Annotated in this window: 26 protein-coding genes, 2 tRNA genes and 1 other RNA gene; 17 read left to right on the top strand and 12 right to left on the bottom strand. The window is 70.4% G+C overall.

The genetic code is table 11. The features are described 5' to 3' along the window. Positions 1-7 precede the first annotated feature (7 nt). From ACE3TE_RS01915 to gloB, 3 genes are all read right to left on the bottom strand, one after another. The gene (locus ACE3TE_RS01915) at positions 8-799 is read right to left on the bottom strand and encodes an enoyl-ACP reductase (protein WP_374601684.1); all 792 of its coding nucleotides are present in this window, start codon (positions 797-799) and stop codon (positions 8-10) included. Positions 800-884: 85 nt separating this feature from the next. Next, entirely contained in the window at positions 885-2,096 is a 1,212-nt protein-coding gene (locus ACE3TE_RS01910) for a transglycosylase SLT domain-containing protein (protein ID WP_374601682.1), read from the bottom strand. Beyond that, entirely contained in the window at positions 2,093-2,860 is a 768-nt protein-coding gene (gene gloB / locus ACE3TE_RS01905) for a hydroxyacylglutathione hydrolase (RefSeq protein ID WP_374601920.1), read from the bottom strand. Before gloB ends, ACE3TE_RS01910 begins: the two co-directional genes overlap by 4 nt. Before the next feature lie 75 nt (positions 2,861-2,935). Here gloB and ACE3TE_RS01900 point away from each other — a divergent pair, with 75 nt between their 5' ends. From ACE3TE_RS01900 to ACE3TE_RS01885, 4 genes are read left to right on the top strand one after another with little or no spacing between them, the layout of a single operon-like run. Next, a complete protein-coding gene (locus ACE3TE_RS01900; RefSeq protein ID WP_374601680.1) occupies positions 2,936-3,628 on the top strand; it encodes a methyltransferase domain-containing protein in 693 nt (230 codons plus the stop codon). A 7-nt stretch (positions 3,629-3,635) separates the two neighbouring features. Beyond that, positions 3,636-4,079, top strand: coding sequence for a ribonuclease HI (gene rnhA / locus ACE3TE_RS01895; protein ID WP_374601678.1), 444 nt, complete (start codon positions 3,636-3,638; stop codon positions 4,077-4,079). 8 nt (positions 4,080-4,087) lie between these two features. Continuing rightward, positions 4,088-4,807 carry a DNA polymerase III subunit epsilon gene (gene dnaQ / locus ACE3TE_RS01890; protein ID WP_374601676.1) on the top strand — a complete coding sequence of 240 codons (720 nt, stop codon included), beginning with the start codon at positions 4,088-4,090 and terminating at the stop codon, positions 4,805-4,807. Between the two features lie 44 nt (positions 4,808-4,851). Beyond that, positions 4,852-6,393: a protein kinase gene (locus ACE3TE_RS01885; RefSeq protein ID WP_374601674.1), complete on the top strand. Its 1,542-nt coding sequence runs from the start codon at positions 4,852-4,854 to the stop codon at positions 6,391-6,393. 18 nt (positions 6,394-6,411) lie between these two features. Here ACE3TE_RS01885 and ACE3TE_RS01880 read toward each other — a convergent pair whose 3' ends face one another. Beyond that, positions 6,412-7,113 (bottom strand): PP2C family serine/threonine-protein phosphatase, encoded by a 702-nt coding sequence (locus ACE3TE_RS01880; protein ID WP_374601672.1) that lies wholly within the window; start codon positions 7,111-7,113, stop codon positions 6,412-6,414. Positions 7,114-7,199: 86 nt separating this feature from the next. Next, entirely contained in the window at positions 7,200-10,421 is a 3,222-nt protein-coding gene (locus ACE3TE_RS01875) for an autotransporter domain-containing protein (RefSeq protein ID WP_374601670.1), read from the bottom strand. Between the two features lie 107 nt (positions 10,422-10,528). On the opposite strand from ACE3TE_RS01875, the gene ACE3TE_RS01870 reads away from it, so the two are divergent. From ACE3TE_RS01870 to ACE3TE_RS01860, 3 genes are all read left to right on the top strand, one after another. Next, positions 10,529-12,532, top strand: a complete 2,004-nt coding sequence (locus ACE3TE_RS01870; RefSeq protein WP_374601669.1) for a caspase family protein — start codon at positions 10,529-10,531, stop codon at positions 12,530-12,532. A 68-nt stretch (positions 12,533-12,600) separates the two neighbouring features. Next, positions 12,601-12,691 (top strand) — tRNA-Ser (locus tag ACE3TE_RS01865). Between the two features lie 116 nt (positions 12,692-12,807). Beyond that, complete coding sequence (locus tag ACE3TE_RS01860) at positions 12,808-13,215, top strand: DUF6165 family protein (RefSeq protein WP_374601667.1); 408 nt, start codon at positions 12,808-12,810, stop codon at positions 13,213-13,215. Between the two features lies 1 nt (position 13,216). Here ACE3TE_RS01860 and ACE3TE_RS01855 read toward each other — a convergent pair whose 3' ends face one another. Further along, positions 13,217-14,263 (bottom strand): glycosyltransferase family 9 protein, encoded by a 1,047-nt coding sequence (locus ACE3TE_RS01855; RefSeq protein WP_374601665.1) that lies wholly within the window; start codon positions 14,261-14,263, stop codon positions 13,217-13,219. A 16-nt stretch (positions 14,264-14,279) separates the two neighbouring features. On the opposite strand from ACE3TE_RS01855, the gene ACE3TE_RS01850 reads away from it, so the two are divergent. Genes ACE3TE_RS01850 through ACE3TE_RS01825 form a run of 6 tightly spaced genes read left to right on the top strand, consistent with a single transcriptional unit; the run spans position 14,280 to position 17,966 of the window. After that, positions 14,280-15,050, top strand: a complete 771-nt coding sequence (locus ACE3TE_RS01850; RefSeq protein WP_374601663.1) for a 3-deoxy-D-manno-octulosonic acid kinase — start codon at positions 14,280-14,282, stop codon at positions 15,048-15,050. Next, the gene (locus ACE3TE_RS01845; protein ID WP_374601662.1) at positions 15,047-15,814 is read left to right on the top strand and encodes an MBL fold metallo-hydrolase; all 768 of its coding nucleotides are present in this window, start codon (positions 15,047-15,049) and stop codon (positions 15,812-15,814) included. The genes ACE3TE_RS01850 and ACE3TE_RS01845 overlap by 4 nt, the downstream gene beginning before the upstream one ends. Then, entirely contained in the window at positions 15,811-16,833 is a 1,023-nt protein-coding gene (gene moaA / locus ACE3TE_RS01840; RefSeq protein ID WP_374601660.1) for a GTP 3',8-cyclase MoaA, read from the top strand. The genes ACE3TE_RS01845 and moaA overlap by 4 nt, the downstream gene beginning before the upstream one ends. A 1-nt stretch (position 16,834) precedes the next feature. After that, the gene (gene moaC, locus ACE3TE_RS01835; RefSeq protein WP_374601658.1) at positions 16,835-17,323 is read left to right on the top strand and encodes a cyclic pyranopterin monophosphate synthase MoaC; all 489 of its coding nucleotides are present in this window, start codon (positions 16,835-16,837) and stop codon (positions 17,321-17,323) included. After that, complete coding sequence (locus ACE3TE_RS01830; RefSeq protein ID WP_374601656.1) at positions 17,320-17,556, top strand: MoaD/ThiS family protein; 237 nt, start codon at positions 17,320-17,322, stop codon at positions 17,554-17,556. Before moaC ends, ACE3TE_RS01830 begins: the two co-directional genes overlap by 4 nt. Then, a complete protein-coding gene (locus ACE3TE_RS01825; protein WP_374601654.1) occupies positions 17,553-17,966 on the top strand; it encodes a molybdenum cofactor biosynthesis protein MoaE in 414 nt (137 codons plus the stop codon). The genes ACE3TE_RS01830 and ACE3TE_RS01825 overlap by 4 nt, the downstream gene beginning before the upstream one ends. 14 nt (positions 17,967-17,980) lie before the next feature. Here ACE3TE_RS01825 and ffs read toward each other — a convergent pair. Both ffs and ACE3TE_RS01815 read right to left on the bottom strand, forming a co-directional pair. Then, positions 17,981-18,077, bottom strand: an RNA gene (ffs, locus tag ACE3TE_RS01820) — signal recognition particle sRNA small type. A 60-nt stretch (positions 18,078-18,137) separates the two neighbouring features. Then, a tRNA-Ser gene (locus ACE3TE_RS01815) sits at positions 18,138-18,230 on the bottom strand. 111 nt (positions 18,231-18,341) lie between these two features. On the opposite strand from ACE3TE_RS01815, the gene dnaX reads away from it, so the two are divergent. The 4 genes from dnaX to ACE3TE_RS01795 are packed head-to-tail and all read left to right on the top strand — an operon-like array spanning position 18,342 to position 21,318. Beyond that, positions 18,342-20,012: a DNA polymerase III subunit gamma/tau gene (gene dnaX, locus ACE3TE_RS01810; protein WP_374601653.1), complete on the top strand. Its 1,671-nt coding sequence runs from the start codon at positions 18,342-18,344 to the stop codon at positions 20,010-20,012. 17 nt (positions 20,013-20,029) lie between these two features. Then, positions 20,030-20,356, top strand: coding sequence for a YbaB/EbfC family nucleoid-associated protein (locus ACE3TE_RS01805; protein ID WP_374601651.1), 327 nt, complete (start codon positions 20,030-20,032; stop codon positions 20,354-20,356). A gap of 7 nt (positions 20,357-20,363) precedes the next feature. Beyond that, the gene (recR, locus tag ACE3TE_RS01800) at positions 20,364-20,966 is read left to right on the top strand and encodes a recombination mediator RecR (protein WP_374601649.1); all 603 of its coding nucleotides are present in this window, start codon (positions 20,364-20,366) and stop codon (positions 20,964-20,966) included. 10 nt (positions 20,967-20,976) lie between these two features. Beyond that, complete coding sequence (locus ACE3TE_RS01795; protein WP_374601647.1) at positions 20,977-21,318, top strand: histidine triad nucleotide-binding protein; 342 nt, start codon at positions 20,977-20,979, stop codon at positions 21,316-21,318. 12 nt (positions 21,319-21,330) lie between these two features. Here ACE3TE_RS01795 and ACE3TE_RS01790 read toward each other — a convergent pair whose 3' ends face one another. Genes ACE3TE_RS01790 through ACE3TE_RS01775 form a run of 4 tightly spaced genes read right to left on the bottom strand, consistent with a single transcriptional unit; the run spans position 21,331 to position 25,680 of the window. Further along, positions 21,331-21,807, bottom strand: coding sequence for a Slp family lipoprotein (locus ACE3TE_RS01790; protein ID WP_374601645.1), 477 nt, complete (start codon positions 21,805-21,807; stop codon positions 21,331-21,333). Further along, the gene (locus ACE3TE_RS01785) at positions 21,804-23,762 is read right to left on the bottom strand and encodes a DUF3488 and DUF4129 domain-containing transglutaminase family protein (RefSeq protein ID WP_374601644.1); all 1,959 of its coding nucleotides are present in this window, start codon (positions 23,760-23,762) and stop codon (positions 21,804-21,806) included. The genes ACE3TE_RS01790 and ACE3TE_RS01785 overlap by 4 nt, the downstream gene beginning before the upstream one ends. Continuing rightward, on the bottom strand, positions 23,755-24,723 hold the full coding sequence (locus ACE3TE_RS01780) for a DUF58 domain-containing protein (protein WP_374601642.1): 969 nt from the start codon (positions 24,721-24,723) through the stop codon (positions 23,755-23,757). Before ACE3TE_RS01780 ends, ACE3TE_RS01785 begins: the two co-directional genes overlap by 8 nt. Before the next feature lie 3 nt (positions 24,724-24,726). Further along, a complete protein-coding gene (locus ACE3TE_RS01775; protein ID WP_374601640.1) occupies positions 24,727-25,680 on the bottom strand; it encodes an AAA family ATPase in 954 nt (317 codons plus the stop codon). Positions 25,681-25,724: the final 44 nt, after the last annotated feature.

Raw genomic sequence — 25,724 nt, 5'->3', positions numbered from 1 at the left:
GCGGGGCTCAGACCCCTTCGATGCCGGTCATGCCAAGGATGTTGTAACCCGCGTCGACGTACGTGACCTCGCCGGTGACGCCCGACGCCAGGTCCGAGCACAGGAAGGCGGCGACGTTGCCGACGTCCTCGATCGTGACGCTGCGGCGCAGCGGCGCGTATTCCTCGACGTGGCCCAGCATCTTGCGGAAGTTGGCGATGCCCGCCGCCGCCAGGGTCTTGATCGGCCCGGCGGAGATAGCGTTCACGCGCGTGCCTTCCGGACCCAGGTTCAGGGCCAGGTAGCGCATGTTCGCTTCCAGGCTGGCCTTGGCCACGCCCATGACGTTGTAGTTCACCAGCGCGCGCTGGGCGCCCAGGTAGCTCAGCGTCAGGATGCTGCCGCCGCGGCCCTTCATCATCGGTCGCGCGGCCTTGGCCAGCGCTGCCAGGCTGTAGCTGGAGATGTCGTGGGCGATGCGGAAGTTCTCGCGGCTCAGTCCCTGCAGGTATTCACCTTCGATGGCCTCGCGCGGCGCGAAGCCGACCGAGTGCACCAGGATGTCCAGGCCGTCCCAGCGCTTGCCCAGCTCAGCGAACACGTTGTCGATCTGCGCGTCGTCGGCCACGTCCAGCGGCAGCACGATGTCCGAGCCGTTCTCGCGCGCGGCGTCCTCGACGCGCGACTTGAGCTTGTCGTTCTGGTAGGTGAATGCAAGCTCGGCGCCTTCGCGGCGCATCGCCTCGGCGATGCCGGTGGCGATCGAGCGCTGGCTGGCGATACCCACGATCAGGGCACGTTTGCCCGTCAGAAATCCCATGTTCTCCTCCTGGTGCCGCCGTGTCGGCGGTGCGAACGGCCTAGTTTCGCCCGGCGCGGGCCATACCGCCAAGCATGGAACCTCTTCAGGGGTCGACCTGCAGCTGCTGGCCGACCTGCAGCACCGAGCGGCCGTCCAGGTCGTTGAGCCGGTAGAGCTGGCGCAGGCCGACGCCGTACTTGCGCGCGATGCCCGACAGCGTGTCGCCGCTGCGCACGCGATGGCTGCGCGCGGGCACGTCGCCCGGCGGGGGAGCCGGTGGCAGCGACTGCGCGGCGAGCAGCGTGGCGGGGACAGCGGGCACAAGCACCTCGCGCGGCGCGCCTGCGGGAACCCGTCCGCCGCGATAGGCCGGGTTGAGCCGGCGCAGCTCGCGGGCGTCGGCGACCAGCTTCAGCGCCGCCTGGTCCAGGCTGGTGGCGCCGGGCGGCAGCGGCAAACGCGCCAGCGGCACGAAGCGGGCGTCGCGGGGCAGTTCCAGCCCCTGCCGGCCGGGTTCGGCGATCAGGCAGGCCAGCGCGCGGATCTTGGCGACGTAGTCGTAGGTGATCCGCGAAAGGCCCTGTGGCAGCTTGCGCTCGGCCGAGGCATCGCGGTGGCCGTTCGACCGGAAGGCGCGAAGGATGCGGTATTCGCCGGCGTTGTAGGCCATGGCGGTGGCGCGCCAGTCGCCGTCGAAACGCCCGGACAGCGCCGCCAGGTAGTCCAGCGCCGCATCCGTCGATGCGACCGGCGACAGGCGGCCATCGTAGCCGGCGTGGATGCGGATACCGTGGTTGCGTGCGGTGCTGGCGATCATCTGCCACATGCCCGCCGGCCCGCCGGGTCCGATCACGGCCGGCCGGTACCAGCTCTCCACGATCGGGATGAGCACGAATTCCGCCGGCAGGCCGCGCCGGTCGACTTCGGCGGCGACATAGGCCATCAGCGGCAGGATCTCTTCCAGGTGCCGGGCGAAGGACGCCGGGTGGCCGGCGTAGCGCTTGCGCCAGGCCCGGTTCGCGTCGCCCTTGATGCAGACCGGCGACTGGAAGTTGCCGGCAAGGTGGTCGAACAGTTCGGCACCGGTGTCGATGGGGTCGGGCGGGGTCGCGGGTTCTTCGGGTTTCGGCGCTGGCGGCGGCGTGGCCGGGGGCGTCTTGCCGGGCCTGGTTTCGGCGGCGTCCGCCTGCGCGGCCGGCGTCGCCGCCGCCGCGGCGGGCGCCTGCGCCTCCGGGGTAACCGGTTTCACCGGCACCTGGCAGGCGGCCAGCAGCAGGGCCGGCAGCAGCAGCCATTGCCTGCGGACGACCCTCATGCGGCGAAGCCGTCCTTCCAGGCGCGCAGTTCGGCGAAAGCCTCGAACCGGTCGCGGGGTGGACGGCCCAGTCGCTCGCCGACCGACCCGCGTACCCCGGGAGCATCCACCCGGAGGAAAGGATTGCAGTCGCGCTCGCTGGCCAGCGACACCGGCAGGCTGGGTTCACCGCGGGCGCGCAGTCGCCGCACCTCGTCCAGGCGACGGTCCCGGGCGGCATTGTCCGGTTCGGCCGCCCGGGCGAAGCGGCCGTTCGCCTCGGTGTACTCGTGGGCGCAGCAGACCCGGGTGTCGCCGGGCAGGGCGGCCAGGCGGTCGAGCGAGGCCAGCATCTGTTCCGGGCTGCCTTCGAACAGGCGGCCGCAGCCCAGGCTGAACAGGGTGTCGCCGCAGAACAGCAGGCCGGCGCCGTGGAAGGCGATGTGGCTGCGTGTATGGCCCGGTACGGCCATCACCTCGAATCGGACGCCCAGCGCCGGCACCTCGACCCGGTCGCCGTCGGCGACCCGCGTGGCGGCGGCCGGGATCCTCGGGTCGTCGGGACCGTAGCAGGGCACCGGGAAGGCCTGCAGCAGCGCGTCCACGCCGCCGACGTGGTCGGCGTGATGGTGGGTGAGCAGCACCGCCACCGGGCGCAGGCCGCGTTTGGCCGCCGCCAGCACCGGCGGCGCCTCGCCCGGGTCGACCACGATGCAGTCGCCTTGCGCGTTGGCCAGCAGCCAGATGTAGTTGTCCTGGAACGCCGGCAGGGCGATGACGTCCAGGGCGACGTCCGGGGATTGCGGGGCCTGGGGCAAGCGGGGTGACCTCGACGGCGTGAATGACGCAGAATCGCGAACATGCCCGCGGCTCCCACCCCCCGTCAACACGATGGCAGCACCGACTCCTGGTTCTGCCGGGATCCCGGCCTGGCCCTCCTGCACCAGATACAGCGCGAGGCGATACCCGAACTGACGCGGGTGTTCGGCCACAGCGGCCTGTACCTGCGCCCCTGCCGGGCGGTGCCGGAGGCACTGTCGGGGAACATGCTGGCGCAGGTGCTCAGCCTGTACCGCCAGGACGACCGTTTCGCGGGCGCCCTGGCCTGCCGCGACCCGGCGCTGCCGCTTTCGAGTGGCAGCCTCTCGCTGGTGTATGCCCTGTGCGTGCTCGAGACGTCGCAGGACCCCGACGCGCTGGTCGGCGAGATCTCGCGCGTGCTCAAGCCCGGCGGCGTGGCGCTGCTGGCCACGCTCAACCCCTGGGGCCTGGCCCGTCTGCGATGGGCGTTCCGCGGCCTGCGCGGCATCGATCCGGTCCGCCTTGGCCAGCAGGTCGTCGACCACGGGCTGGAGATCGAGCGCCAGCACTGGCTGGGCCCGGTCTGGGCGCCGGCGCCCGGGCTGGAACTTCGCGAGCCGCGCGGGCAGGGGCTTTTCGCCGGCCTGCGTTCGGCGCACCTGCTGGTGGCGCGCCGGCGCGAACCCGGCATGACCCCACTGCGCGCCGGCGCACCGACCATGGCCCTGAGGCCGGGAATCTCTGCTGGATGAGTCCGAAGTGAGCAAGAAGTCCGTTGAAATCCACACCGATGGCGCCTGCCTGGGCAACCCCGGTCCCGGCGGCTGGGCGGCCCTGCTGCGCCATGCCGGCCGCGAGCGCGAACTGGCCGGCGGTGAATCGGAGACCACCAATAACCGCATGGAGCTGATGGCGGCGATCATGGCGCTCGAGGCGCTGAAGTCGCCCTGCGAGGTCGAGCTGTCCACCGACTCCCAGTATGTGCAGAAGGGCATCGGTGAATGGCTGCCGAACTGGATCCGCCGCGGCTGGAAAACCGCCGCCGGCCAGCCGGTCAAGAACCAGGACCTGTGGATGCGGCTGGACGCCGCCGCCAAACCGCACGCGGTGCGCTGGAAATGGGTCAAGGGCCATGCCGGCCACGTCGAGAACGAGCGCGTGGACAAGCTGGCCCGCGCCGAAGCAGAAAAATTCAGGAGTTGAACGCCCGCATGCGCCAGATCGTGCTCGATACCGAAACCACCGGCCTGTCCTGGGAAAAGGGCAACCGCGTGGTCGAGATTGGCTGCATCGAGCTGGTCGAACGCCGGCCCAGCGGCCGGCATTTCCACCGCTATTTCAATCCCGGCCGCGAGATGGAGGCCGGTGCGCAGGAAGTGACCGGGCTTACCCTGGAGTTCCTGCGGGACAAACCGCGCTTCGAAACCGCGGTCGACGAGTTCATCGACTTCATCCGCGGCGCCGAGCTGATCATCCACAACGCCAGCTTCGACGTGGGTTTCCTCGACTACGAACTGTCGCTGGCGGGCAAGCACTTCGGCCGCATCACCGACCACGCCGGCGTGCTCGACACGCTGGCGATGGCGCGCGAGCGCTATCCGGGCCAGCGCAATTCGCTCGACGCCCTGTGCCGTCGCCTGGGCGTGGACAACGGCCACCGCAAGCTGCACGGCGCGCTGCTCGACGCCGAACTGCTGGCCGAGGTCTACCTGGGCATGACCTCGGGCCAGGGCGACCTGGGCCTGGCCGCGAGCGGCGAAGCCGAGGCCGCGGCAGCCGCGGCCACCACCACCCGCCTGGCCAGCGTGAGCGTGGCGCGCATCGTGCGGCGTGCCAGCGCCGCGGAAGAGTCGGCGCACGCCGAGCGCCTGGGGAAGATCGCGGCCAAGGCCGGTAAGCTGCTGTGGGCGGGGACCGGAACTGGTTCCTGAATCCGTTGTTGCATGAGCCTGGGGTCAATTCCCACGAGGTCGCCTTGAACGCCACGGTCCTGCTTACCTCGGTCGACATCAACATCCCCGGCTACCGCATCCTGCGGCCGATCGGCGAGGGCGGCATGGCCTCGGTATTCCTGGCGGTGCAGGAGTCGCTGGACCGCGAGGTGGCGCTGAAGGTGATGGCGCCGGCGCTGGCCGCCAATGCCGAATTCGCGCACCGCTTCCTGACCGAAGGCAGGATCACCGCCAGGCTGCAGCACCCGAACCTGGTGACGGTCCACGACATCGGCAACCACGGCAACGTCTATTACCTGGCCGCCGAGTACATCCCCGGCGGCACCCTCAAGGACCGCATCGAGGAAGGCGGGCTCAGCGTCGGCCAGATCCTGGACATCACCGCCGACATCGCCCACGGCCTGGATTTCGCCCACCAGAAGGGTTTCGTTCACCGCGACGTCAAGCCGGGCAACGTGCTCTTCCACAGCGACGGCCGCGTGGTGCTCGCCGACTTCGGCATCGCCAAGGCGATGGACGGCAGCAACAGTTCGACCGTCGCCGGTACCTCGATCGGCACGCCCGACTACATGAGTCCGGAGCAGGCGCGCGGCGAAGCGGTGGACGGCCGCTCGGACCTCTACAGCCTCGGCGCCGTGCTGTTCGAAATGCTCGCCGGCGTGCCGCCCTACCAGGCCAGCGACGCCTTCACCGTGGCGCTGATGCACGTGACCCATCCGGTGCCGGCGCTGCCCGAAGAGCATGCCTGGCTGCAGCCGCTGGTCGAGGGCCTGATGGCGAAGGAGCCGGCGCAGCGCTTCAACACCGGCGCGGCCTTCGTCGAAGCCATGCACAAGTGCGTGGCCGGCGCCCCGGCTGGCGCGGTCGGAATGGGAACGCGGGCCCGGCGTCCGGGCGGCGACCGCGTCGCCGGCGCCACCCAGCAGCGCACCCGCATCCGCGCTGGGGAAAAGGCCGCACGGCCGGCCTGGCTGCTGCCGGTTGCCGGTTTGCTGGGTGTGTTCGTCGTCGCGGTGCTGGCCTGGTGGCTGATGACGCCTCCGGCGCCGGACGTCGCCGGTCCGCCGGCAGAGGTGAAGGGGCCGACGACGGCCACGACGGCCACGACGGCCACGACGGCCACGACGGCCGCGACGGCAATCGAGGGCCCGCTGCCGGAAGGTTTCAGCCTGCCGGCGCCGGTGGACGCCCCGGCCGACGACCGGCTGGAAAGCCTGCTCAACGCCGGTGATGCGCTGTACGAGAACGCGACCAGGCCGGGTCCGGACATCGGCCGCAAGCTCGATTACCCGGCCGACGACAGTGCGCTGGGCTATTACCGCCAGGCCCTGGCCATCGACCCCGAAAACCCCCGCGCCCGCGCCGGCGTTGCGAACGTGGTGGCCTTCTATCGAAGCAACGCCTACGAAGCCTGCAGGCTGGGCCGCTGGGTCCAGTGCCAGGTACTGGTGATGAAGGGGCAGGCGGTGGATCCGGCCGACCCCTACCTGCAGCAGCTGCAGGACGTCGCGGTCACGGGCAAGAATGGCGGCAACCCGACGCTGCCCGCACCGCCCGCCGGCTGACCCGGCCGGCGAGGGTTTCTAGCGGCGACGCAGCAGGATGACGGTGACGTTGTCCGATCCGCCGCCGTCGAGCGCCGCTGACACCAGGTGGTCCACGCATTCCTGGGCGGAAAGTTCGGTGCGCGCCAGCAGCGAGCCGATGCTGGCGTCGTCGACTTCCTCGGTCAGGCCGTCGCTGCACAGCAGCAGCTGCTGGCCGGGGCGCAGTTCGCCGGACAGGGTTTCGACTTTCAGGCTCTGCGGGTCGGTCACGCCCAAGGCCTGGGTGACCACGTTGCGGTGCGGGTGCACGCGCGCCTGTTCGGCGGTGATCGCGCCCTGGTCGATCAGTTCCTGGACGTAGCTGTGGTCGGCCGACAGCTGGCGCAGCTGGCCGTTCCACAAGTAGGCGCGGCTGTCGCCGACCCAGGCCAGCTCGAAGCGGCTGTCGGCCACCCGCAGGGCAACCATCGTGGTGCCCATCGGCAGGCTTTCCGAGCGCAGCTTGCTGTGGCGGATGATTTCCTCGTCGGCGCGGCGGATGGCGTCCACCAGCGAACGCCCGGCGCGCACCTCGCGCACCACGGCGTCGCGCGCCAGGGCGCTGGCGACCTCGCCGAACTCGTGCCCGCCCATGCCGTCGGCGACCAGCCACAGGCCCAGTTCGGCGTCGCCGTAATAGGTGTCCTCGTTGAGCTCGCGGCGCAGGCCAACGTGGCTCAGGTGGCCGAACTCGATCATGCGCGTCGCCTGCCCGCGGCCGGCGTGGGGGTGGTTTCCATGCACGACATCATGCGTTTCCCCCGCGCCGGGCTGCAAGCGGCCACTCAGAACTCCATCCGGAAGCCAAGCGCCAGGTTGTACTGGGAACTGCGGTCCTTGCCCATCAGCCGTTCGTAGTAGAAGAAGCCCGAACGGCCCTTGGTCAGCACCATCGACAGGCCCAGGCCGATGCGGAAATAGTCGGTGTCCAGTTCGTCGCCGCGCAGCAGGATCGGTGTGCCGGTGGGGTCGTTGAGGAAGTGCGCCTCCAGCGCCTGCGGGTCGTCGCGGAACTCGTGCTCCCACTCCAGCTGCAGGTGCGGCATCAGCACGCCCCAGTCGGTGCTGTGGGTGTAGGTGAGCTTGCCGCCCAGCACGCTGGCCAGCGACTCGAGCTCGCGCTGTTCGATGCGCAGGCCCAGGCCCGAGCCGGGCCCCGGCTGCAGGGTTTCTTCGATGACCTCGAAATCGATGCGCGTGAACAGCAGCCGGCCGTAGGGCCCCAGGCCCCACGCGCCGCGGTTGAAGTCACGGCCGAAGGTGAGCGCCATCGACAGCAGGTCGCCGTCGGAGGAGGACACGGCGCGCTGGTCAATGCTCTGCGTGCCGCCGCCGGGCAGCGGCAGCGTGTAGCGGATGGTGCGCAGCAGGTCGTAGTCGTTGCGGCCCCAGGTCAGTACGCCGTCCATGTACCAGCTGTCGGGCTGGTAGAAGGTGGTGTAGCCGGACACGCTCCAGCCGGAGGTTTCCACTTCGCCGCGCCCGCCGGGCAGGGTGGTGTCCTGCCGGGTCAGGCCCAGCGAACCGCCGGCGATCCAGCGGTCGCTGATGCGGTAGTCCACGCCCGCCGTGATGCCTTCGATGTCGGTGTCGTAGGCCGGGTCGACCTGGCCCGGCTCCACTTCACCGCGTCCGAGCGTGCCCGAGGCGAAAAAGCCCCAGCGGCTGAAGTCGGCGCCGATCTCCATCGGTGCCGGGTCTTCGTCGCCCAGCGCCTGCATGAGCAGGCCCATCGAGAACAGGCCCTGCGGCGTCGTCAGCGCGAGGCCGCCGAAGTCGGTGCCCTGGGTGCCGCTCCGCAGCGCCGCGATGCGCGCGCGCAGGTTCTGGAACTGCGAGCGGGCCGCGGCGAAGGCGGCATTGGCCTGGGCCATGGCCACGTCGGCCATCATCTGGTCCAGGGCCAGCACGGCGGCCTCCGGATCCAGTCCCGCCGCCCGGGACAGTTCCTGGCAGCGCTGGTACAGGTCTTCCTGGCCCGGCGTGCGCGAGGGCAATCCGGCCAGCGCCGGGCAGAAGTTGTCGACGGCCTGCGCGACCTGGGACTGGGTCTCGTCCAGGCCCGCCAGGCCCGCCAGTGCCCCGCGCAGGCGGAAGACGGCCGGTGCGCTGGCGAGGGAAGAGGTGGCGGTGACCTCGGCTTCGCCGGCGGTTTCCAGCGTCAGGCGGGTGCTGGTTTCGCCGCTGGCATTGGTCGTGCTGCTGGCGGTTTCAAGCGTGCCCTTGCTGGTCGTCCAGTTGACGGTGGCGCCGGCGACCGGATTGCCGGCGTGGTCGAGCAGGCGCACCACCATCGGTTCGGAAGCCTGGCCGGCCTGCAGCGTCTGGCCGTCGCCGGACACCGGCTGCAGCGTGCCGGGCGCGCTGACCACCAGGTTGAAACTGACGCTCGCCGCCGGCGCATCCTGCCGCGTGGCGGTAATGGTGACCGCCCCCGGCGTCGCTCCCGCGGTGACGCTGGCGCTGGCCTGGCCCCCGGCATCCGTTGGGCCACCGGCCGTCAGGACCGCGTCGCCGGCAACCGCCCAGACGATGCCCACGCCGGCCGCCGGCGCGCCGCTGTCGTCGGCAAGCACCACCAGCGCCTGCCCGAAGTCATTGCCGACGACGGCCTGCTGGCCGTTGCCGCCGGCGATGGACAGGCCAGGCGTGGCGGCGATCACGGCGTCGAAGCTGACGACGAGTTCGTCGCCGCTGGCGGGCACGCCGTCGGGATCGAAGCTGGCGGTGATCGCGCCGGGGTAGGTGCCCGGCGCCGACGGCGTAAAGCTCGCCGTCGCCACGCCGCTGCCATTGGTGATCGAAGTGGCGGTGCCCGGACTGAAGGGGGCGGCAGCCGTCCACTGGATGGTTTCGCCGGCGACGGGCGCGCCGCCCACGTCCAGCAGCACGCTGAATCCGACCGGGATGCCGTCGGTGCCTGGCGCCGGATTGGGGCTGGCGCTGGCGAGGTTGAACAGCGGCGCGGCCGGAACGGTGATGGTGAAGGTGCGCGTGTTCACTGCGCAGACCGCGCAGGCGACGCTGGCCTGCACGGTATAGACGCCCGGCACGGTCGCGCTGAAGCTGGCGTCGCTTTCGCCGCCCGCGAGGTTGGCGCCGGTGAGCACGCCGTCGCCACCCGCGGGCTGGCTGGCCAGCACCCAGCTGACCGGCGTGCCGGCCGGGCCGGGGAAACTGGCGCTGCCATAGGACACCGTCAGGACCTGCGGTACGCCAGCCGCGGCCGTCACGGCCAGCGGGGTGACCGGGTCTAGCGACACGGCTTCCACCACGACGGTGAAGTCCACCGGCGGCACCGCCGCGCAGCCTTCCAGCACGAAGGCGACCGGGCAGACGATGTTCGCGCGCACCAGGTAGTTGCCGGCGGCGGTGATGGTTTCGGTCAGCGTCGACACGCCGCCGGCATCGGTGGGGCGCTGGCCGTAGTTCGTCGTGGTGGTGATGTTGGTGAAATTACTGGGCAGCGTCGAGGGTGCGCCATTGAGCTCCAGTTCGGTAGCGACGGTGAAGTCCTGGATCTGGTTGGTCACCACGTTCAGCGCACTGAAGTTGGTGTAGTTGAACTGGTTGGCGCTGCGGAAGGTGAAGACCGCCGCGCCGGCGCAGCCACCGGTGGGGCAGGAGACGCTCACCGTGCCTGACTGGCCGGGCGTGAGGCCAAGCGTCACCGTGATGTTGGTGATCGTCGCCGGCGTGACGCTGAAGGTGCCGGCCGGTGCGACGGTCGCGCCACCGGTGTTGTCGGCGGTGATCGTCGCGAGCACGTTGCTCGTCGTGCAGGCGCCGATCAGCTGGAAGCTGAAGTCGACCGTCGTGCCCGCTGCCACGGTCTTGTCGGTCAGGCCGTCGGGAACGATGTTGCAGGCCGCCGCCTGCGCCCGGACTTCGTCGGGAAACATGGCGGTGCAGACCGCCAGCAATGCAAGAAGGAACCCGACGGCGAAACGCTGGAAACCCGATCCGGCCGTTCGTCGGCCACTCTCGACCTTGCCCCGACTGTCCATCGCTTTTCCCCTGCGATGCCGCTATAACGGCGGCACGAGTATAGCGGCTGTCGCGCCGCTGCAAGTGCCCCGGCGCGGGTCGCGTTGCTTCCCTGGGAGCCACGCCAATGAACCTGCGCCAAGCGTGTCCGGTCCTGTCCCGGATCTCCGTTTTCGCTTTTGGTTTCGTCCTCGTGATGCTCGCCGGCTGGCCGCTTGCGCCGGCCCACGCGGCGGTGCGAAACGCCGAGGACCTGATGATCGTCGACTGCCTGTTGCCCGGGCAGATCCGCAAGCTCGGCCGCCAGGCCACCTACCTCAGCGCCCGGCGCCCGGTGCGCACCACGCAGGCCGACTGCGAGATCCGTGGCGGCGAGTACGTGGCCTACGATCGCGCCAATTACCAGACCGCGCTGAAGGTGTGGCTGGAGGGCGCGATGGCCGGAAGCCCCGAGGCACAGAACAACGTCGGCGAGATCTATGCCAAGGGCCTGGGCACCGCGCCTGACTACGGCATGGCCTTCCAGTGGTTCAAGAAGGCCGCCGAGCAGGGTTACGGGCGCGCCAAGATCAATCTTGGCTTCCTGTACGAACAGGGCCTGGGCGTGCCCCAGGACCAGGCGGCCGCGCTCAATCTCTATCGCGAAGCTTCCGGCATCGAGGACGAACTGCTCTACGCGTCGGTGGTGCAGGTCGAGATCCGCGCGAAGGACGAACGCATTTCCGGCCTGCAGCAGCAGGTGGTGCAGGGCGAGGCGGAGTCGGCAGCACTGCGCGAAAAGGTCCGCAAGCTCGAACAGGAGCTGGCGCAGCGTCGAAGCGCTCTGCAGCAGACCCGCCAGGAGCTGGCCCGCACCGAGCAGCAGCTGGCCGATGCCCGCGCCAGCCGCGACGACCAGCTCACCCAACTGCTGGAAAACCAGCTGCTGACCCAGCAGGAACAGATCAACGACCAGCGTACGCAGCTGGCCGCGCTGGAGCGCCAGGCCGGCAGCGGTGGTGCCATGCTTGCCGGGTCGTCCCGGCTGGAAATCCTCGACCCGGTGTTCGTGGCCACGCGCGGCCGCAACACCGCCGTGTACCGGGGTGGTCCCGGCACGCGCAAGATCGTCGGCCGCGTCACTGCCCCGCAGCTGGTGCGCGAGATCACCGTCAACGGCAAGCCGGCGCCGATCGGCGCCAACGGGGCCTTCAGCGCCGAGGTCGACGTGCCGGCCGGTGGTGCCCAGGTCCAAGTGGCGGCAGTGGACACCGGCGGCGCCCGCGCCCAGCTCGACTTCACCCTGCTGCCGCAGGCGGGCGGCGGCAGCGCGCCGGTGACGGCGGCACCGGCGACCGCGGGCACGCTGCCGCGGGGCGTCAAGCTCGGCCGCTATTACGCGGTGGTCGTGGGCAACAACAGCTACCGGGACGCCGGTTACCCGACCCTGCAAAGCGCGATGAACGACGCCAATGCCGTCGCCAACCTGCTGCGCGGCCGCTATGGCTACGAAACCACCGTGGTGCTCAATGCCACGCGCCTTGAACTGCTCAGCGCGCTCAACGACATGCGCGAGAAGCTCAAGCCCGAGGACAACCTGCTGATCTACTACGCCGGGCACGGCGAGATCGGGGCCGACGGCCAGGGTTATTGGGTGCCGACCGACGGCGTGCAGGGCAACCCGAAGTCCTGGGTGTCCAACGCCGCCGTCAGCGACATCCTCAACACCGTCGCGGCGCGCCACGTGCTGGTGGTGGCCGATTCCTGCTACTCGGGCACGATGACCCGCGCGTCGGTGCCGACCTTCGCCACCGGCACCATGCCGCCCGACAAGTGGAATGCCTGGGTGAAGGCCATGGCCGACGGCCGCAGCCGTACCGCGCTCACCTCGGGCGGCGTGATGCCGGTGCCCGACACCGGCAGCGGCAAGCACAGCTACTTCGCCCGCGCCTTCCTGAACGTGCTGCAGGACAACGACCGCCTGCTCGAGGGCCAGCGCCTGTTCCAGGAGGTGGCCACCTCGCTGGCGCTGGGGGCGATGGACGCGCCGCTGGCGCAGATGCCGGAATACGCGCCGATCCGCTATGCCGGCCACGAAAGCGGCGAGTTCTTCTTCATGCCCAAGGGGGGCGGGGCCGCCGCGGGCCCCTGAGGCTGGCGGGCCGGCCCCGGTGCCCCTATAATGGCGGGCCCGGCGCCAGCCACGGCGGCGCCGGGTCCGGAGAGGTGGCAGAGCGGTTGAATGTACCTGACTCGAAATCAGGCAGGCGTTTATAGCGCCTCGAGGGTTCGAATCCCTCCCTCTCCGCCAGATGCAGCAAGAAGGGGCCCGAAAGGGCCCCTTTTTCATTGGCGCCCGAAAGGGCCGCTTTTCCATGGTCGCCGCGCCGCCCGCGCTACACTTGCGGCCTTGCCACGGAGCCCCTCATGTCCGAAATCCAAGTCCCCGTTTCCTTTGGCGAACTGCTCGACAAGATCGCCATCCTGCAGATCAAGTCCGAGCGCATGTCCGACCCGGCGAAGCTGGCGAACGTGCGCGCCGAGCTGTCCGCGCTCGAATCGACCTGGATGGCGCATCCCGCCGCCGGCAACGACATCGCCCGCCTGCGCGCCGAACTCAAGGCGGTCAACGAGCGCCTGTGGGTGATCGAGGACGACATCCGGCTCAAGGAAAAGGCCCAGGCCTTCGACGAGGAATTCATCCGCCTGGCCCGCGCCGTTTATTTCGAGAACGACGAGCGCGCGCGCATCAAGAAGGACATCAACCTGGCCCTGGGCTCGGCCTACGTCGAGGAAAAGTCCTACCAGGACTACCGCGCGACGCCGCAGGCCTGAGTCAGGCGCCGGTTTCGGCGCGGAAGGCCTCGAAGCGGGCGATCACCTCGTCCACCTGCACCAGGTCCATCACCCCGGGGAATTCGACGCGTTTGCCCCAGGGCAGTTCGCGGGCGGGTTTGCCCAGGAACTGCCGTGCGGCGGCGTCGTAGTGGTTCACCGTCCAGCGCCGGTCCGAATAGGGGCCAGACCGTTCGGCGTCGGTGCAGGCATGCAGGCCCAGCACGGCCGTGCCCATGGCGTTGGCCATGTGCGCAGGCCCCGAATCGGGGCTCAGCACCAGCCGGGCGCGACCCAGCAGCGCGAGCAGCTGCTTGAGCGTGTCCTTGCCGACGAGGTCCAGCGCGGGCGCCTGCATCGCTGCCAGGATCGCGTCGGCGGTCTCGCGCTCGAGCGCACTGCGACCGCCGCACAGGGCGATACGCCAGCCTTTTGACGCGGCGTGGTCGGCGACCGCCGCGTAACGGTCGGGTCGCCAGTTGCGCAGCACGTGGCTGGAACAGGGCGAGACCAGCAGGGTGGGCGTTTCACCCGGCAGCTGGTCGGCCGCCCAGCGGTGGGCGGCTTCGGGCACCGGCAACCGCCATTGCGCCGGCCCCGGCGTCACGCCGAGCGGTCGCAGGAACTGCAGGAAGGCGTCCTGCACGTGATGGCCCCCGGCCGGGATGCGTTCGTTGATGAACAGGCCGTGGCCCTCCTTGCCGCGGCCCCGGTCGAAGCCGATGCGCCGCGAGGCGCGGATCGCCGTGGAGGCCAGGCCCGCGCGCAGCGCCAGCTGCATGTTCAGCAGCACGTCGAAGCGGCGGCCGGCCAGGCGGGCGCGCAAGTCGCGCCAGCCCGCCAGTCCGGCCTTTTTGTCGAAGACGACGAATTCGACGCCGTCCAGGTCCTCCAGCAGCTTCGCCTCGCCCTTGCCGATCACCCAGGTGAGCGCCGCGTCGGGAAAGGCGCGCTGCAGTTCGCGAACCACCGCCACCGCATGCACGGCGTCGCCCAGCGCCGACAGGCGCAGCAGGCAGATCGAACGCGGCGCGGGCTTCACGGTCATTGGTTAGACTGCACGGATGGGAAACACCGCCGCCATCGCCGCGACCAGGCAGCCGATCCGCGATGAACGGGGAGAGGGAGCGATTGTGTTCGACGCTGCGCGATGGCCGCAAGCCAGTGCGGCGGCGCTCGAGCCCGCGGGCTGGGACAAGGCCACGCCGGTCGCCGCCGGCGGCCGCGGCGCCGCCTGGTTCGTCGAAGGGCCGTTCGGACATGGCGTGCTGCGCCGCTACCGGCGCGGGGGCCTGGCGGCGCGCGCCAGCCGCGATGCCTACCTGTGGCTCGGGGAACGCCGCGTGCGCAGTTTCGCGGAGTTCCGGCTGCTGGCGAGGCTGCATGGCCTGGGCCTGCCGGTGCCGGCGCCGCTGCTGGCCGGCTATTGGCGCCAGGGCCTGTCCTATCGGGCCGCGATCGTGGTCGAGCGCATCCGCGGCGCCACCCCGCTGGCCGACTGCGCGGACCAACCCGGAGCCGCCGCCTGGGCCAGCGCCGGCCACGCGATCGCGCGCGTGCACGCTGCCGGCGTCGACCACGCCGACCTCAACGCCCATAACGTGCTGCTCGATGCCGAGGGCCGGGCCTGGCTGATCGATTTCGACCGCGCTCGCCTGCGCCAGCCGTCCGCCGGCTGGCGCGAGGCCAATCTGGCGCGGCTGTCGCGTTCGCTCGCCAAGCTGGCCGGACCTGGAAAAGAGACCTGGCGCGAGGGTTTCGCGCGCCTGCGCCAGTCCTACGAGACGGCGTTCAGCGGTACGCCGGACCTGGCCGCTTCGGGGAGGTGGCAATGAGCTGGTCGCTGCGATTCCTGGGGGTGGGCAACTCCCAGTCGGCGGTCACGCTGGGTTCGTCCTCGGCCGTGCTTGAGCGTGAATCGCGGCCGGTACTGATGATCGACTGCGGGCAGGAGGCCCTGACCGCCCATGAGGCCACCTACGGGGCACTGCCCGATGCCCTGTTCATCACCCATGTGCACATGGACCACGTCGCCGGGCTCGAGCGACTGTTTTTCGCCACCTATTTCGATCCGGCGCGGCGCGGCAAGGTGCGACTGTACGTGCCTGTCGGCGTGTTGCCGCACCTGCAGGCGCGTCTGGCCGACTATCCCGGCGTGGTCGCGGAAGGCGACGCGAACTGGTGGGACGCCTTCCAGCTGGTGCCGGTGAGCCGCGGCTTCTGGCATGCAGGCCAGTGGTACGACGTGTTCCCGGTCCGCCACCACCTGCCCGACACGGCCTTCGCGCTGCGCCTGCCCGGCAGCCTGGTCTGGACCGGCGACACCCGGCCCATTCCGGAAATGCTGGCGAAGTTCGCCGGCGCCGGCGAAATCGTCGCCCACGACTGCGCCCTGCAGGGCAATCCCTCGCACAGCGGCCTGGACGACCTCGAGCGCGAATATCCAGCGGGCTTGCTGTCGCGCTGCGTGCTTTACCACTACGCCTCGCCCGCCGACGGCGCGGCGATGCGCGAACGCGGCCACCGGGTCGCGAAAGCGGGCGACGTGCTGGCGCTGGCCGATCCGCTGCCGTCCCCGGGCCTGCCGGATACGCCATGAACGCACTGGCTGCCGATGCCCTGTCCCCGCGCGACCGCCTGGGTCGGCCGCTGCACGACCTGCGCGTGTCGGTCATCGAGACCTGCAATTACCGCTGCCCCTACTGCATGCCGGCCGATGCGACGCCGGAGCACGGCACGCTGGGTCGCGCCGGCCGGCTCGACTTCGACGAGATCGAAACCGCCGTGCGGGCCTTTGCGCGCCTGGGCGTCAGTAAGGTTCGCCTGACCGGCGGCGAGCCGCTGCTGCGCAAGGACCTGTCGGCGCTGGTTGCGCGCCTGGCGAAGGTGACGGGCATCACCGACCTGGCGCTGACCACCAATGGCGCCCTGCTGGCCGGGCAGGCCCGGGCGCTGCGCGAGGCCGGCCTGCACCGGTTGACGGTGAGCCTGGACGCATTGGAACCCCGGCTGTTCCGCGAACTGACCGGCGGCCGGGGTGAACTCGCCGACGTGCTGGCCGGCATCGCCGCCGCGGAGGCCGCGGGCTTCGGATCGCTGAAGATCAACTGCGTCGTGCAGCGTGGCGTCAACGAATCGCAGGTGCCGGAGCTGGCGGCGTTTTTCCGCGGCACGCCGCACGTGCTTCGCTTCATCGAATTCATGGACGTCGGCACCTGCAACCGCTGGCAGGCGGCGAACGTGGTGCCGTCGCGCGAGCTGCACGACGCCATCGCCGCGCGCTGGCCGCTGCGGCCGCTGCGCGAGGCCTACCGGGGCGAGGTGGCGAGCCGCCACGCCTACGTGGACGGCGCCGGCGAAGTGGGCTTCGTCAGCTCGGTCAGCGAGCCCTTCTGCGGCGACTGCCACCGGGCGCGGCTTTCCGCGGACGGCCAGCTGTTCACCTGTCTGTTCGCGGGCAAGGGCCTGCCGCTGCGCGAGGCGATCGCCGCCGGCGAGGACAGCGTGGCCGAACGCCTGCGCGACGCCTGGCTGGCCCGCGCCGACCGCTACAGCGAACAGCGGGCGAGCGCTCCCGGAAAGGGCCGGCGCATCGAGATGTATTTCATAGGCGGCTGACATGGCGAAGAAGAAACTCACGCACGTCGATGCGGCCGGGCGGCCGGCAATGGTCGATGTCTCCGGCAAGGCGTTGACGGCGCGCGAAGCCGTGGCCGAGTGCCGGCTGCGTTTCCCGCCGGCGGTGGCGTCGGCGCTGCGCAAGGGCGGGATGAAAACCGCCAAGGGCGCGGTGATGGACACGGCGATCATCGCCGGCACGATGGCGGTCAAGCGCACGCACGAGCTGATTCCCTTCTGCCACCCCCTGCCGATCGAGGGCTGCCGTTTCGACCTGGCCTGGTCATCCGAAAGCGTGCTGCGCATCGAGTGCGCGGTGCGCACCACCCATCGCACCGGCGTGGAAATGGAGGCACTGACCGGCGCCACCGTCGCCGCGCTAACCGTTTACGACATGTGCAAGGCGCTGTCGCACGCCATCGTCATCGGGCCGGCGAGGCTGCTGGCCAAACGCGGCGGCAAGCGCGACGTCGGGAAGGCGAGGGCATGAGCATCACGGTGCTGTATTTCGCCAGCCTGCGCGACGCCGCCGGCATGGCCAGCGAGGTCCTGCCGATGCCGGATTCGCTTGCTGCCCTGTACGAAGGCCTGCGCGCGAAACACGGCTTCAGCCTGCCGGCGTCCCGCCTGCGCGTGGCCATGGACGGGGAGTTCGTCGACTGGGACGCGGCGCCGCGCGACGGCGCCGAGATCGCCTTCATCCCGCCGGTGTCGGGCGGATGAACCGTTTCTCGCTCAGCGAAATCGCATTCGATCCGGCGCCGCTGCGGCGGCAGCTGCACTCGCCACGGGCGGGCGCGTTCGCAAGTTTCGAAGGCTGGGTGCGCGACCACCACGCCGGCCGCGCCGTGCTGGGCCTGCGTTACGAAGCCTATGCCGCGCTGGCGGAAGCCGAGGGCCTGCGCATCATCGCCGAGGCGGGCCGCCGCTTCGATATTGCCGATGCCGCCTGCGTGCATCGCGTCGGCGACCTGGCCCTGGGCGAGATGGCGGTCTGGGTCGGCGTCAGCGCCGCCCACCGCGGCCCGGCATTCGACGCCTGCCGCTGGATCCTCGACGAGGTCAAATCCCGCGTCCCCATCTGGAAACACGAACGCTACGCCGATGGCACCGAAACCTGGCTACATCCTTAGGGTCGGGGGTGGCAGCCCCGCCGGCGATTCCCGGCACCCGCGTCATCCAATACCGTTGCTGCCTTCCGGCCCTGGCGGAGTTTTCGGACTAGCGTCGCGGGAGGCCGACGGGGCCACCATTGAAGCAAACGGCGCGCCGGGCCGTGCTGGCCGGGGCGCGCCGCTGGATTTTGGCGGAGAGAGGGGGATTCGAACCCCCGAAGCGCGGTTTAGACGCTTACACACTTTCCAGGCGTGCTCCTTCAACCACTCGGACACCTCTCCGCAGAGGTAAAGGCTGAATGCAAGCGCGAAATGATACCCGCCGGCGGGTCCAGCCACAAGCAGCGCGTGGGGCCGCTGGCCGGGGGGCAGGGGGGTTGGCACAATGGCGTCATGTCCTATCTCGTCCTTGCCCGCAAATGGCGGCCCCGGCGCTTCTCCGAACTGGTGGGGCAGGAACACGTCGTGCGTGCGCTCACCAATGCGCTTGAAACCGGCAAGGTGCACCACGCCTTCCTGTTCACCGGCACCCGCGGCGTCGGCAAGACGACCATCGCGCGCATCTTCGCCAAGTCGCTCAACTGCGAGCGCGGCAGCGGCGCCGAACCCTGCGGTGAATGCGCCGCCTGCGTGGACATCGACGCCGGCCGCTACGTCGACCTGCTCGAGATCGACGCCGCCAGCCACACCGGCGTGGACAACATCCGCGAGCTGATCGACAACGCCCAGTACATGCCTTCGCGCGGTCGCACCAAGGTCTACCTGATCGACGAAGTGCACATGCTGTCCAAGCCGGCGTTCAACGCGCTGCTCAAGACGCTCGAGGAGCCGCCCGGCCACGTGAAGTTCCTGCTGGCCACGACCGATCCGGAAAAACTGCCGGTGACCGTGCTCTCGCGCTGCCTGCAGTTCAACCTGCGGCGGCTCGAACTGGACCAGATTTCCGGGCAGATGCGGCGCATCCTCGAGGCCGAGGGCATCGCTTTCGAGGCCCCGGCGATCGAGCTGCTGGCGCGCGCCGCCGACGGCAGCCTGCGCGACGGCCTGTCCCTGCTCGACCAGGCGATTGCCTATACCGGCGGGCAGTTGGGCGAAGCGTCGGTGATTGCGATGCTGGGCACCGTCGACCGGGGCCAGGTGGGCGGGCTGCTCGAGGCGCTGGACGCTGGCGACGGTGCCGCGCTGATGCAGCGCGTCGAGACCCTGGCGGCGTTTTCCCCGGATTTTGGTCATGTGCTCGAAGACCTGGCCGTGGCCCTGCACCGCATCCAGGTGCAGCAGCTCGTTCCTGGCGCCACCGGCGACGACCTGCCTGCGGCCTGGGCCGCGCTGGCGTCCGGCCATTCGGCCGAGCTGGTGCAGCTGTGGTACCAGATGGCGGTGACCGGCCGCCGGGACCTGGGCCTGGCGCCAAGTCCGCGCACCGGCTTCGAAATGACCCTGCTGCGCATGCTGGCGTTCCGGCCGGCCGGGGAGGGCAGTGGCGCCCGTCCGGCGGGCCTTGGCCAGGGCGCGGCGATGGCGGCCCCGGCCGGCGCGACCTCTGCGGCCCCCGTGGCCAGCCAGCGGCCACCTGCCGTGGCGGCCCCCGCGCCCGCCCCGCCGCTGCCACCGCTGCAGCAGCCGGCGACCGCACCCGCACCCGCACCCGCGCCTGCCGACTCCCATCTGGCCACCGTCGAAGACTGGCTGCAGCTGGTGGCCGACGCCGGCCTTCGCGGCCCGGTTCGCGAACTGGCGGCGCACTGCGCTTTCTGCGGTTTCAGCGACGGCGTGCTGTCGCTGTCGCTGCCCGATAGTTTCGACCACCTGCGCAGCGAATCGCTGGTGCGCCAGCTGACCCAGGCCCTGGCCGGACCGCTTGGCCAGCCGCCGCAGGTGCGCTTCGAATCCGCGCGCGCCGCCGCCGGCACCGAAACCCTGCATCAGCGCACCGAACGCCAGCGCGGCGAACGCCAGGCCGGTGCCGAGGCCGATTTCCTGGCCGACCCGGTCGTCGCCCGGCTGGTGCAGCAGGGCGCGCGGCTGGTCCCCGATTCCGTTCGTCCGCTGGACGAGCACTGACAACAAAGGAAACCACCATGCGAGGCAACATCGCCCAACTCATGCAGCAGGCCCAGCGCATGCAGGACAACCTCAAGAAGGCCCAGGAAGAACTGGGCAGCCTGGAGGTGCAGGGCCAGTCCGGCGGCGGCATGGTCAAGGTCACCCTGACCGGCAAGATGGAGTGCCGCGCCGTGCGCATCGACCCGTCGGTGCTGGCGGACGCGGAAATGCTTGAAGACCTGGTCACCGCCGCCTTCAACGACGCCGTGAACAAGGCCAACGAAGAAAGCCAGAAGCGCATGTCCGCGGCCACGGCCGGCATGCCCATCCCGCCGGGGATGAAGATCCCGGGCATGCTCTGAGCCGCCGGTGAGCGCCTCGCCGCTGCTGTCGCAGCTGATCGAGGCCCTGCGCTGCCTGCCCGGCGTCGGCCAGAAGTCGGCGCAGCGCATGGCCTACCACCTGCTCGAACGCGACCGCGAGGGCGGCCTGCGGCTGTCCGCGGCGCTGGCCGAGGCGGTGGAAAAGGTCGGGCACTGCGAAACCTGCCGCGATTTCAGCGAAACTCCGGTCTGCGCGGTCTGCGCCAGCGGCGCGCGTGACCGGGCCCTGCTGTGCGCGATCGAATCCCCGGCCGACCGGCTGGCGATCGAAACCGCCACTGGCTATCGCGGGCTGTATTTCGTACTGCAGGGGCGGCTGTCGCCGCTCGACGGCATCGGCCCGCGAGAACTGGGCCTGGACAAGCTGGCGGCCCGCCTGGCCGACGGCGAAGTGCGTGAGCTGATCATCGCCACCAACCCCACCGTCGAGGGCGAGGCCACGGCGCACTACCTGGCGCAGCTGGCGCACCAGGCCGGGGTCAGCCCCAGCCGCCTGGCCCACGGCGTGCCGCTGGGCGGCGAGCTCGAGTTCGTGGACCGCGGGACCCTGGCGCACGCGTTCGGTTCGCGTACGCAGATCACTTCCTGAGGAGACCGGAATGGCCACCATCTTCGACAAGATCATCGCGCGCGAGATCCCCGCCGACATCGTCCATGAAGACGAAAACGTGCTGGCCTTCCGCGACATCAATCCGCAGGCACCGGTGCACGTGCTGTTCATCCCGAAGACCCCGGTCGCGACCCTGAACGACCTGGCGCCCGGCGATGAGGTGGTGGTGGGACGTCTGGTGACCGCGGCCACGGCGTATGCGAAAGCCGAGGGTTTCGCCGAAAACGGCTATCGCGTCGTCATCAACTGCAACGGCGACGGCGGGCAGTCGGTTTACCACATCCACCTGCACCTGCTGGCCGGGCGGGCCATGGCCTGGCCGCCCGGCTGAAGCCGGCGGGGCTCACCACCAGAAAGGGTGGCGCTCGACGATGACGTCGACGTCCTTGCGCTCGGGCCACAGATAAATCACGTCGGCGGCGACGCTGGGGTAGCGGTAGTCGTAGTCGCCGACCTTGCGGTTTTCGAAGCCGGTGACGCGGCCGGTGATCGTCACCTCGCGACCGGGCTGGAATACTTCCGGGTCGTAGAAACCGGCGCGGCAGGCGATGAAACGGCCTTCGCTCTGGTCGCGCGCCAGCGGCCGGCCGTCGGCGCCGACGCGCACGCCGACGATTTCGAAGCAGCTCTGCGCTGCCAGCGGATCGACGCGCACGATGCGGCCACCCCAGCGAACGACGTCGCCGGTGGCGCCGGAGCGGGCAACCTCCCCCGGCTGCACGGGGGCATAGGCGCCGTCGAGCACCTTGGGCGCCGACACGCAGCCGGCCAGGGCCAGGGCAGCGGCGAGGGGAATCAGGCGGGTCGGCAGGCGGTTCATCGGGCATCTCCGGTGGGGCGGGCTGGCTTGCCGGGCCGGAAGGCGCGCAACTCGCGGATGACTTCGCGCGCGTCCTCGTCGGACAATCCTCCGCGAGCGTATCGGCCAACGGCATAACGCCGGCTGAGCGATTCCAGCTGCGCCGACTGGGCGGGTAGGACGGCGGACAGACGGCGCCCGAAGGCCAGCGGGGTTTCCGACGGCCTCTTGGCGAGCCCGGCGCGGCGCAGCCGCCGCGTGAATTCCAGCCATGCCGCCACCAGCGGGTCGTGGCTGGCGGGCTGCCCGCGCATCAGGTACCACAGGGTCAGCAACATTGTGGCGCCAGCTCCGAACGCGAAGGCCAGCCCCAGCTGCAGGGAGCTTGCCTGGTCAACGCCCAGCGGCCGGAACAGTTTCGCCTGGCGTTCCGCGTCGAAGGACAACACCAGTTCGTTCCAGCTCCTGCGTGCCCAGTCAGCGAGGTCCCGCACCGGTGCAAGACCTTCGGGGAGTAGCGCGCCGCTACGCTGTCGGTCGGCGACGGTGTCGAGTACACGGATGGGGGCCACGGCCGCCGTGGGATCGACCCTCACCCAGCCGCGTCCTTCAAGCCAGACCTCGTTCCAGGCGTGTGCGTCCATGCGCCTGACCACCCAGTAATCCGCGTACGGATTGCGGTAACCACCCGCGTAACCCAGCACCACACGGGTGGGAATGCCGGCTGCGCGCATGAGTACCGCGAAGGCCGAGCTGTAGTGCTGGCAGAAGCCAATCCTGGTATCAAACAGGAACTCATCCACCGCATGGCGTCCGGTTGGCGGAACCGAGAGGCTGTAACTGAAGTCCCGGTCGATCCATTCGAGGGCACGTTGCACCACCTGTGCGTCGTTGTTTCCCGCTTCGGCCCGCCACTGCCGGCCCAAGGCGACGGTACGGGGATTGAAATCGGCCGGCAGCCGTGTCGCGAGGCGGCGTAGTCCGGGGTTAAGTTCGTTGCCGAGGCGCGCGTCGGGTGACGAGATTGCCTGGTACCTGCGCAGGCCGCTGACCGGCGACGCCGTGACCACGCTCGCGTCTGCCAGCAGCCGCCCTCCGTCAGGAGCCTGGAGTGGCAGGTCCAGGACCGCGAGATAGCGTTGGTCGGTGGGTTCAAGCGTCACCTCGTAGCGCAGCGCACGGGAGCCGGGCTCAGGCTCGGCGCCGGCCAGTTGCCCGATGCCTGGCTCGCGCGTCCAACTGCTGCCGTCGAAGTTCCAGAGCACCTGTGCCCGCCAGTACATCTGCGGGGCAGGTGGCGCCGGGTCCAGGAAGCGCGCTCTCAACGCCGGGCCATCATCGGCAAACATGTCCACCCACTGGTCGGGTGTCATGCTCTCTCCCAGGCCGCCCTGGCCAAGGACGGTTTCAGGCATGCCCCAAAGCGGCGTGGCCAGGCGCGGGAACAACCAGAAGGCGGCGAGCGCCAGCGGCAGGGCGATTGCAAGGCCGCGCAGGGTGGCGCGGCCCCTGGGAAGGTCGAGCCGGGGTGCCGTGCCCGGGCGGTGTTCGGCCAGCATCCCCAGCGCCGTCAGCAGCAGGCCAAGCGCCAGCAGCGCCAACAGCAGGACCAGCGGACCCTGGTCCTGAAGGAAGGCGGCAAAGGGAGCGAACAGGGAAAAGCCCAGCAAGCTGCGGGCATCGCGCACCGTCCGTGTTTCGCCCGGCTTCACCGCCAACAGCGCGGCGAGCATCGCCGTGCCCGTGTCCCGGCCCAGGTTGTAGCCGAAGGTGAAGAACAGGTAGCCCACCACCATCACCACGACCGCTCCGCGCAGCAGACCCGGCCAGCGCCGGTCGAATACATAGCCCAGCGCAGCGATGAAGCCGAGCGTGATCGCAAGTCCCGGCGGCACCTGCAGGAGCAAGGGCAGCAGGCAGGCTCCCGCTGCGGCCATGCACCCGCGGCGCAGCGGCCTCGGCAGCTGCTCAGCCATGGGGCATCAGCGCCAGGGCCCGCAGGCAGGCGTGCCGGTGGTCGGGGCCGCGGCCCGGGCCCAGGGTCACGCTGGGCAGGCGAAGGCGGTAGCGATGGCCCAGGCGTTCGGCGTCCACGACCCAGCGCGCCAGGCGGCGGATGCGGGCTTCCTGCGGCATGCCGTGGAGGCTGTTCCAGTCGAGCTCGAGTTCACGCGGGGCGCTGGCCTCGTATTCGCGCACCAGCAGGCGTTCGGCGCGGGCGGAGGGCTTCCAGGCCACTTGCTTGAGCGCGTCGCCGGGTCGGTATTCGCGCAGGTGGTGCGGTTGCTCGCCGTGCTGGCGGGTGTGGCGCGACGTGCTGTCGCCGCCGTCGTCGGGCAGCGGAACCTGGCCCGCCTCGGGGCTGGGGTAGACCAGCAGGCGCGTGCGCGGCAGCAGCCAGGTCCAGGCGCGGGCAAGGCCCAGCGGCCGGATCGTCGACAGCCGCATGCGGCCGATGCCGAGCCAGCCGCGCCGACGCGTGGGGAGCGCCAGCGTCACCTCGCCCCGTTCGCCCGGCGCCAGGTCGATGAAACCTTCGACGTCCTGCAGTCGCAACTCCAGTCCGGGCCGGCGTCGCTGGCCGGTGGCTTCGAAGGCCGCGCGCAGCACGATGGACTGGCCGGCGAACACCGGTTCGGCGTGCAGGGCGACCAGGCGCAGGCCGGAGAGCGTCAGGTGCGCCTGCACCAGCGAGTTGTGCGCCACTGCGATGGTGACGAAGGCCAGCAGCAGCGCCGGGTTGTTGTTGTAGTTCAGGCCGCCCAGCACCATCGCCAGCAGCATCAGCGAAATGAACAGCCCGAATCCGGTCGGCAGCACATAGATGCGGCGCCGGTCGATATGCACGGGCAGGTCCTCGACCTGGCGCGGCCGGACCAGCGGCAGGCGGGCGAGCCGCTCGCTGAAACGGTCGATCGCATCGGGCTTGCTTGCCACGGATCAGTCCACGGCCACCGCGCTCAGGATGCCCTGGGCAAGCTGGTCGCGACCTTCCGCCTCGGATTCGGGCACGAGCCGGTGTGCGGCGACGGCGGCGAACAGCGCCTGCACGTCCTCCGGCAGCGCGTGGTCGCGACCGTCGAGCAGCGCGAGCGCCCGCGCGCCGCGCAGCAGGCCCAGGCCGGCGCGGGGTGACAGGCCGACCTGCACGCCCGGATGGCGGCGGCTTTCCTGCAGGAGCGCCTGCACGTAAGTGACCAGGGCCTCGCTGGCATGTACGTTGCCGACGGCCGTGCGCAGGTCGAGCACGTCCGCGGCGGACAGGCGCGGCATCGAATGCGCGATCAGGTCGCGGCGGTCGGCGCCGGCCAGCATCTCGCGTTCGGCGTTCGAGTCGGGGTAACCCAGGTGCAGCCGGAGCAGGAAGCGGTCCATCTGCGAGTCCGGCAGCGGGAAGGTGCCGGCCAGGTCCACCGGGTTCTGCGTGGCGATGACGAAAAACGGCTGCGACAGCGAATGCGTCGTGCCGTCGAGGGTCACCTGGTGTTCGGCCATGGCTTCGAGCAGCGCGCTCTGCGTGCGCGGCGGCGCGCGGTTGATCTCGTCGGCGAGCAACAGCTGGGTGAACACCGGCCCCGGATGGAAGCGGAACTCCCGCGCCGCCTGGTCGTAGATGGACACGCCGATGATGTCCGAGGGCAGCAGGTCGGAGGTGAACTGCATGCGCTGGAAATCCAGGCCCAGCGTCGCGGCCATCGCCCGGGCCAGGGTGGTCTTGCCCAGGCCGGGCAGGTCTTCGATGAGCAGGTGGCCACCGGCGAGCAAGGTGGTGAACGCCAGCCTCACCTCCCGCGCCTTGCCCAGCACGAGCTGGTTGACCTGGGCGAGGGCGTCGTCGAGGGCCTGGCGGGTGCGCTCGGGTAGGATGTCGGCGTGTTTGGCCTGCGCGTGCATGCGTGCGTCCCGGCGTTGGTTTCAGGAAGGATACCTTGTGGATG

It is taken from the genome of Arenimonas sp. (genome assembly GCF_041919775.1).
Lineage (GTDB): Bacteria > Pseudomonadota > Gammaproteobacteria > Xanthomonadales > Xanthomonadaceae > Arenimonas.
The sequence above is the reverse complement of the archived record's forward strand: the minus strand, read 5'-3'. Positions and strand labels throughout refer to the sequence as shown.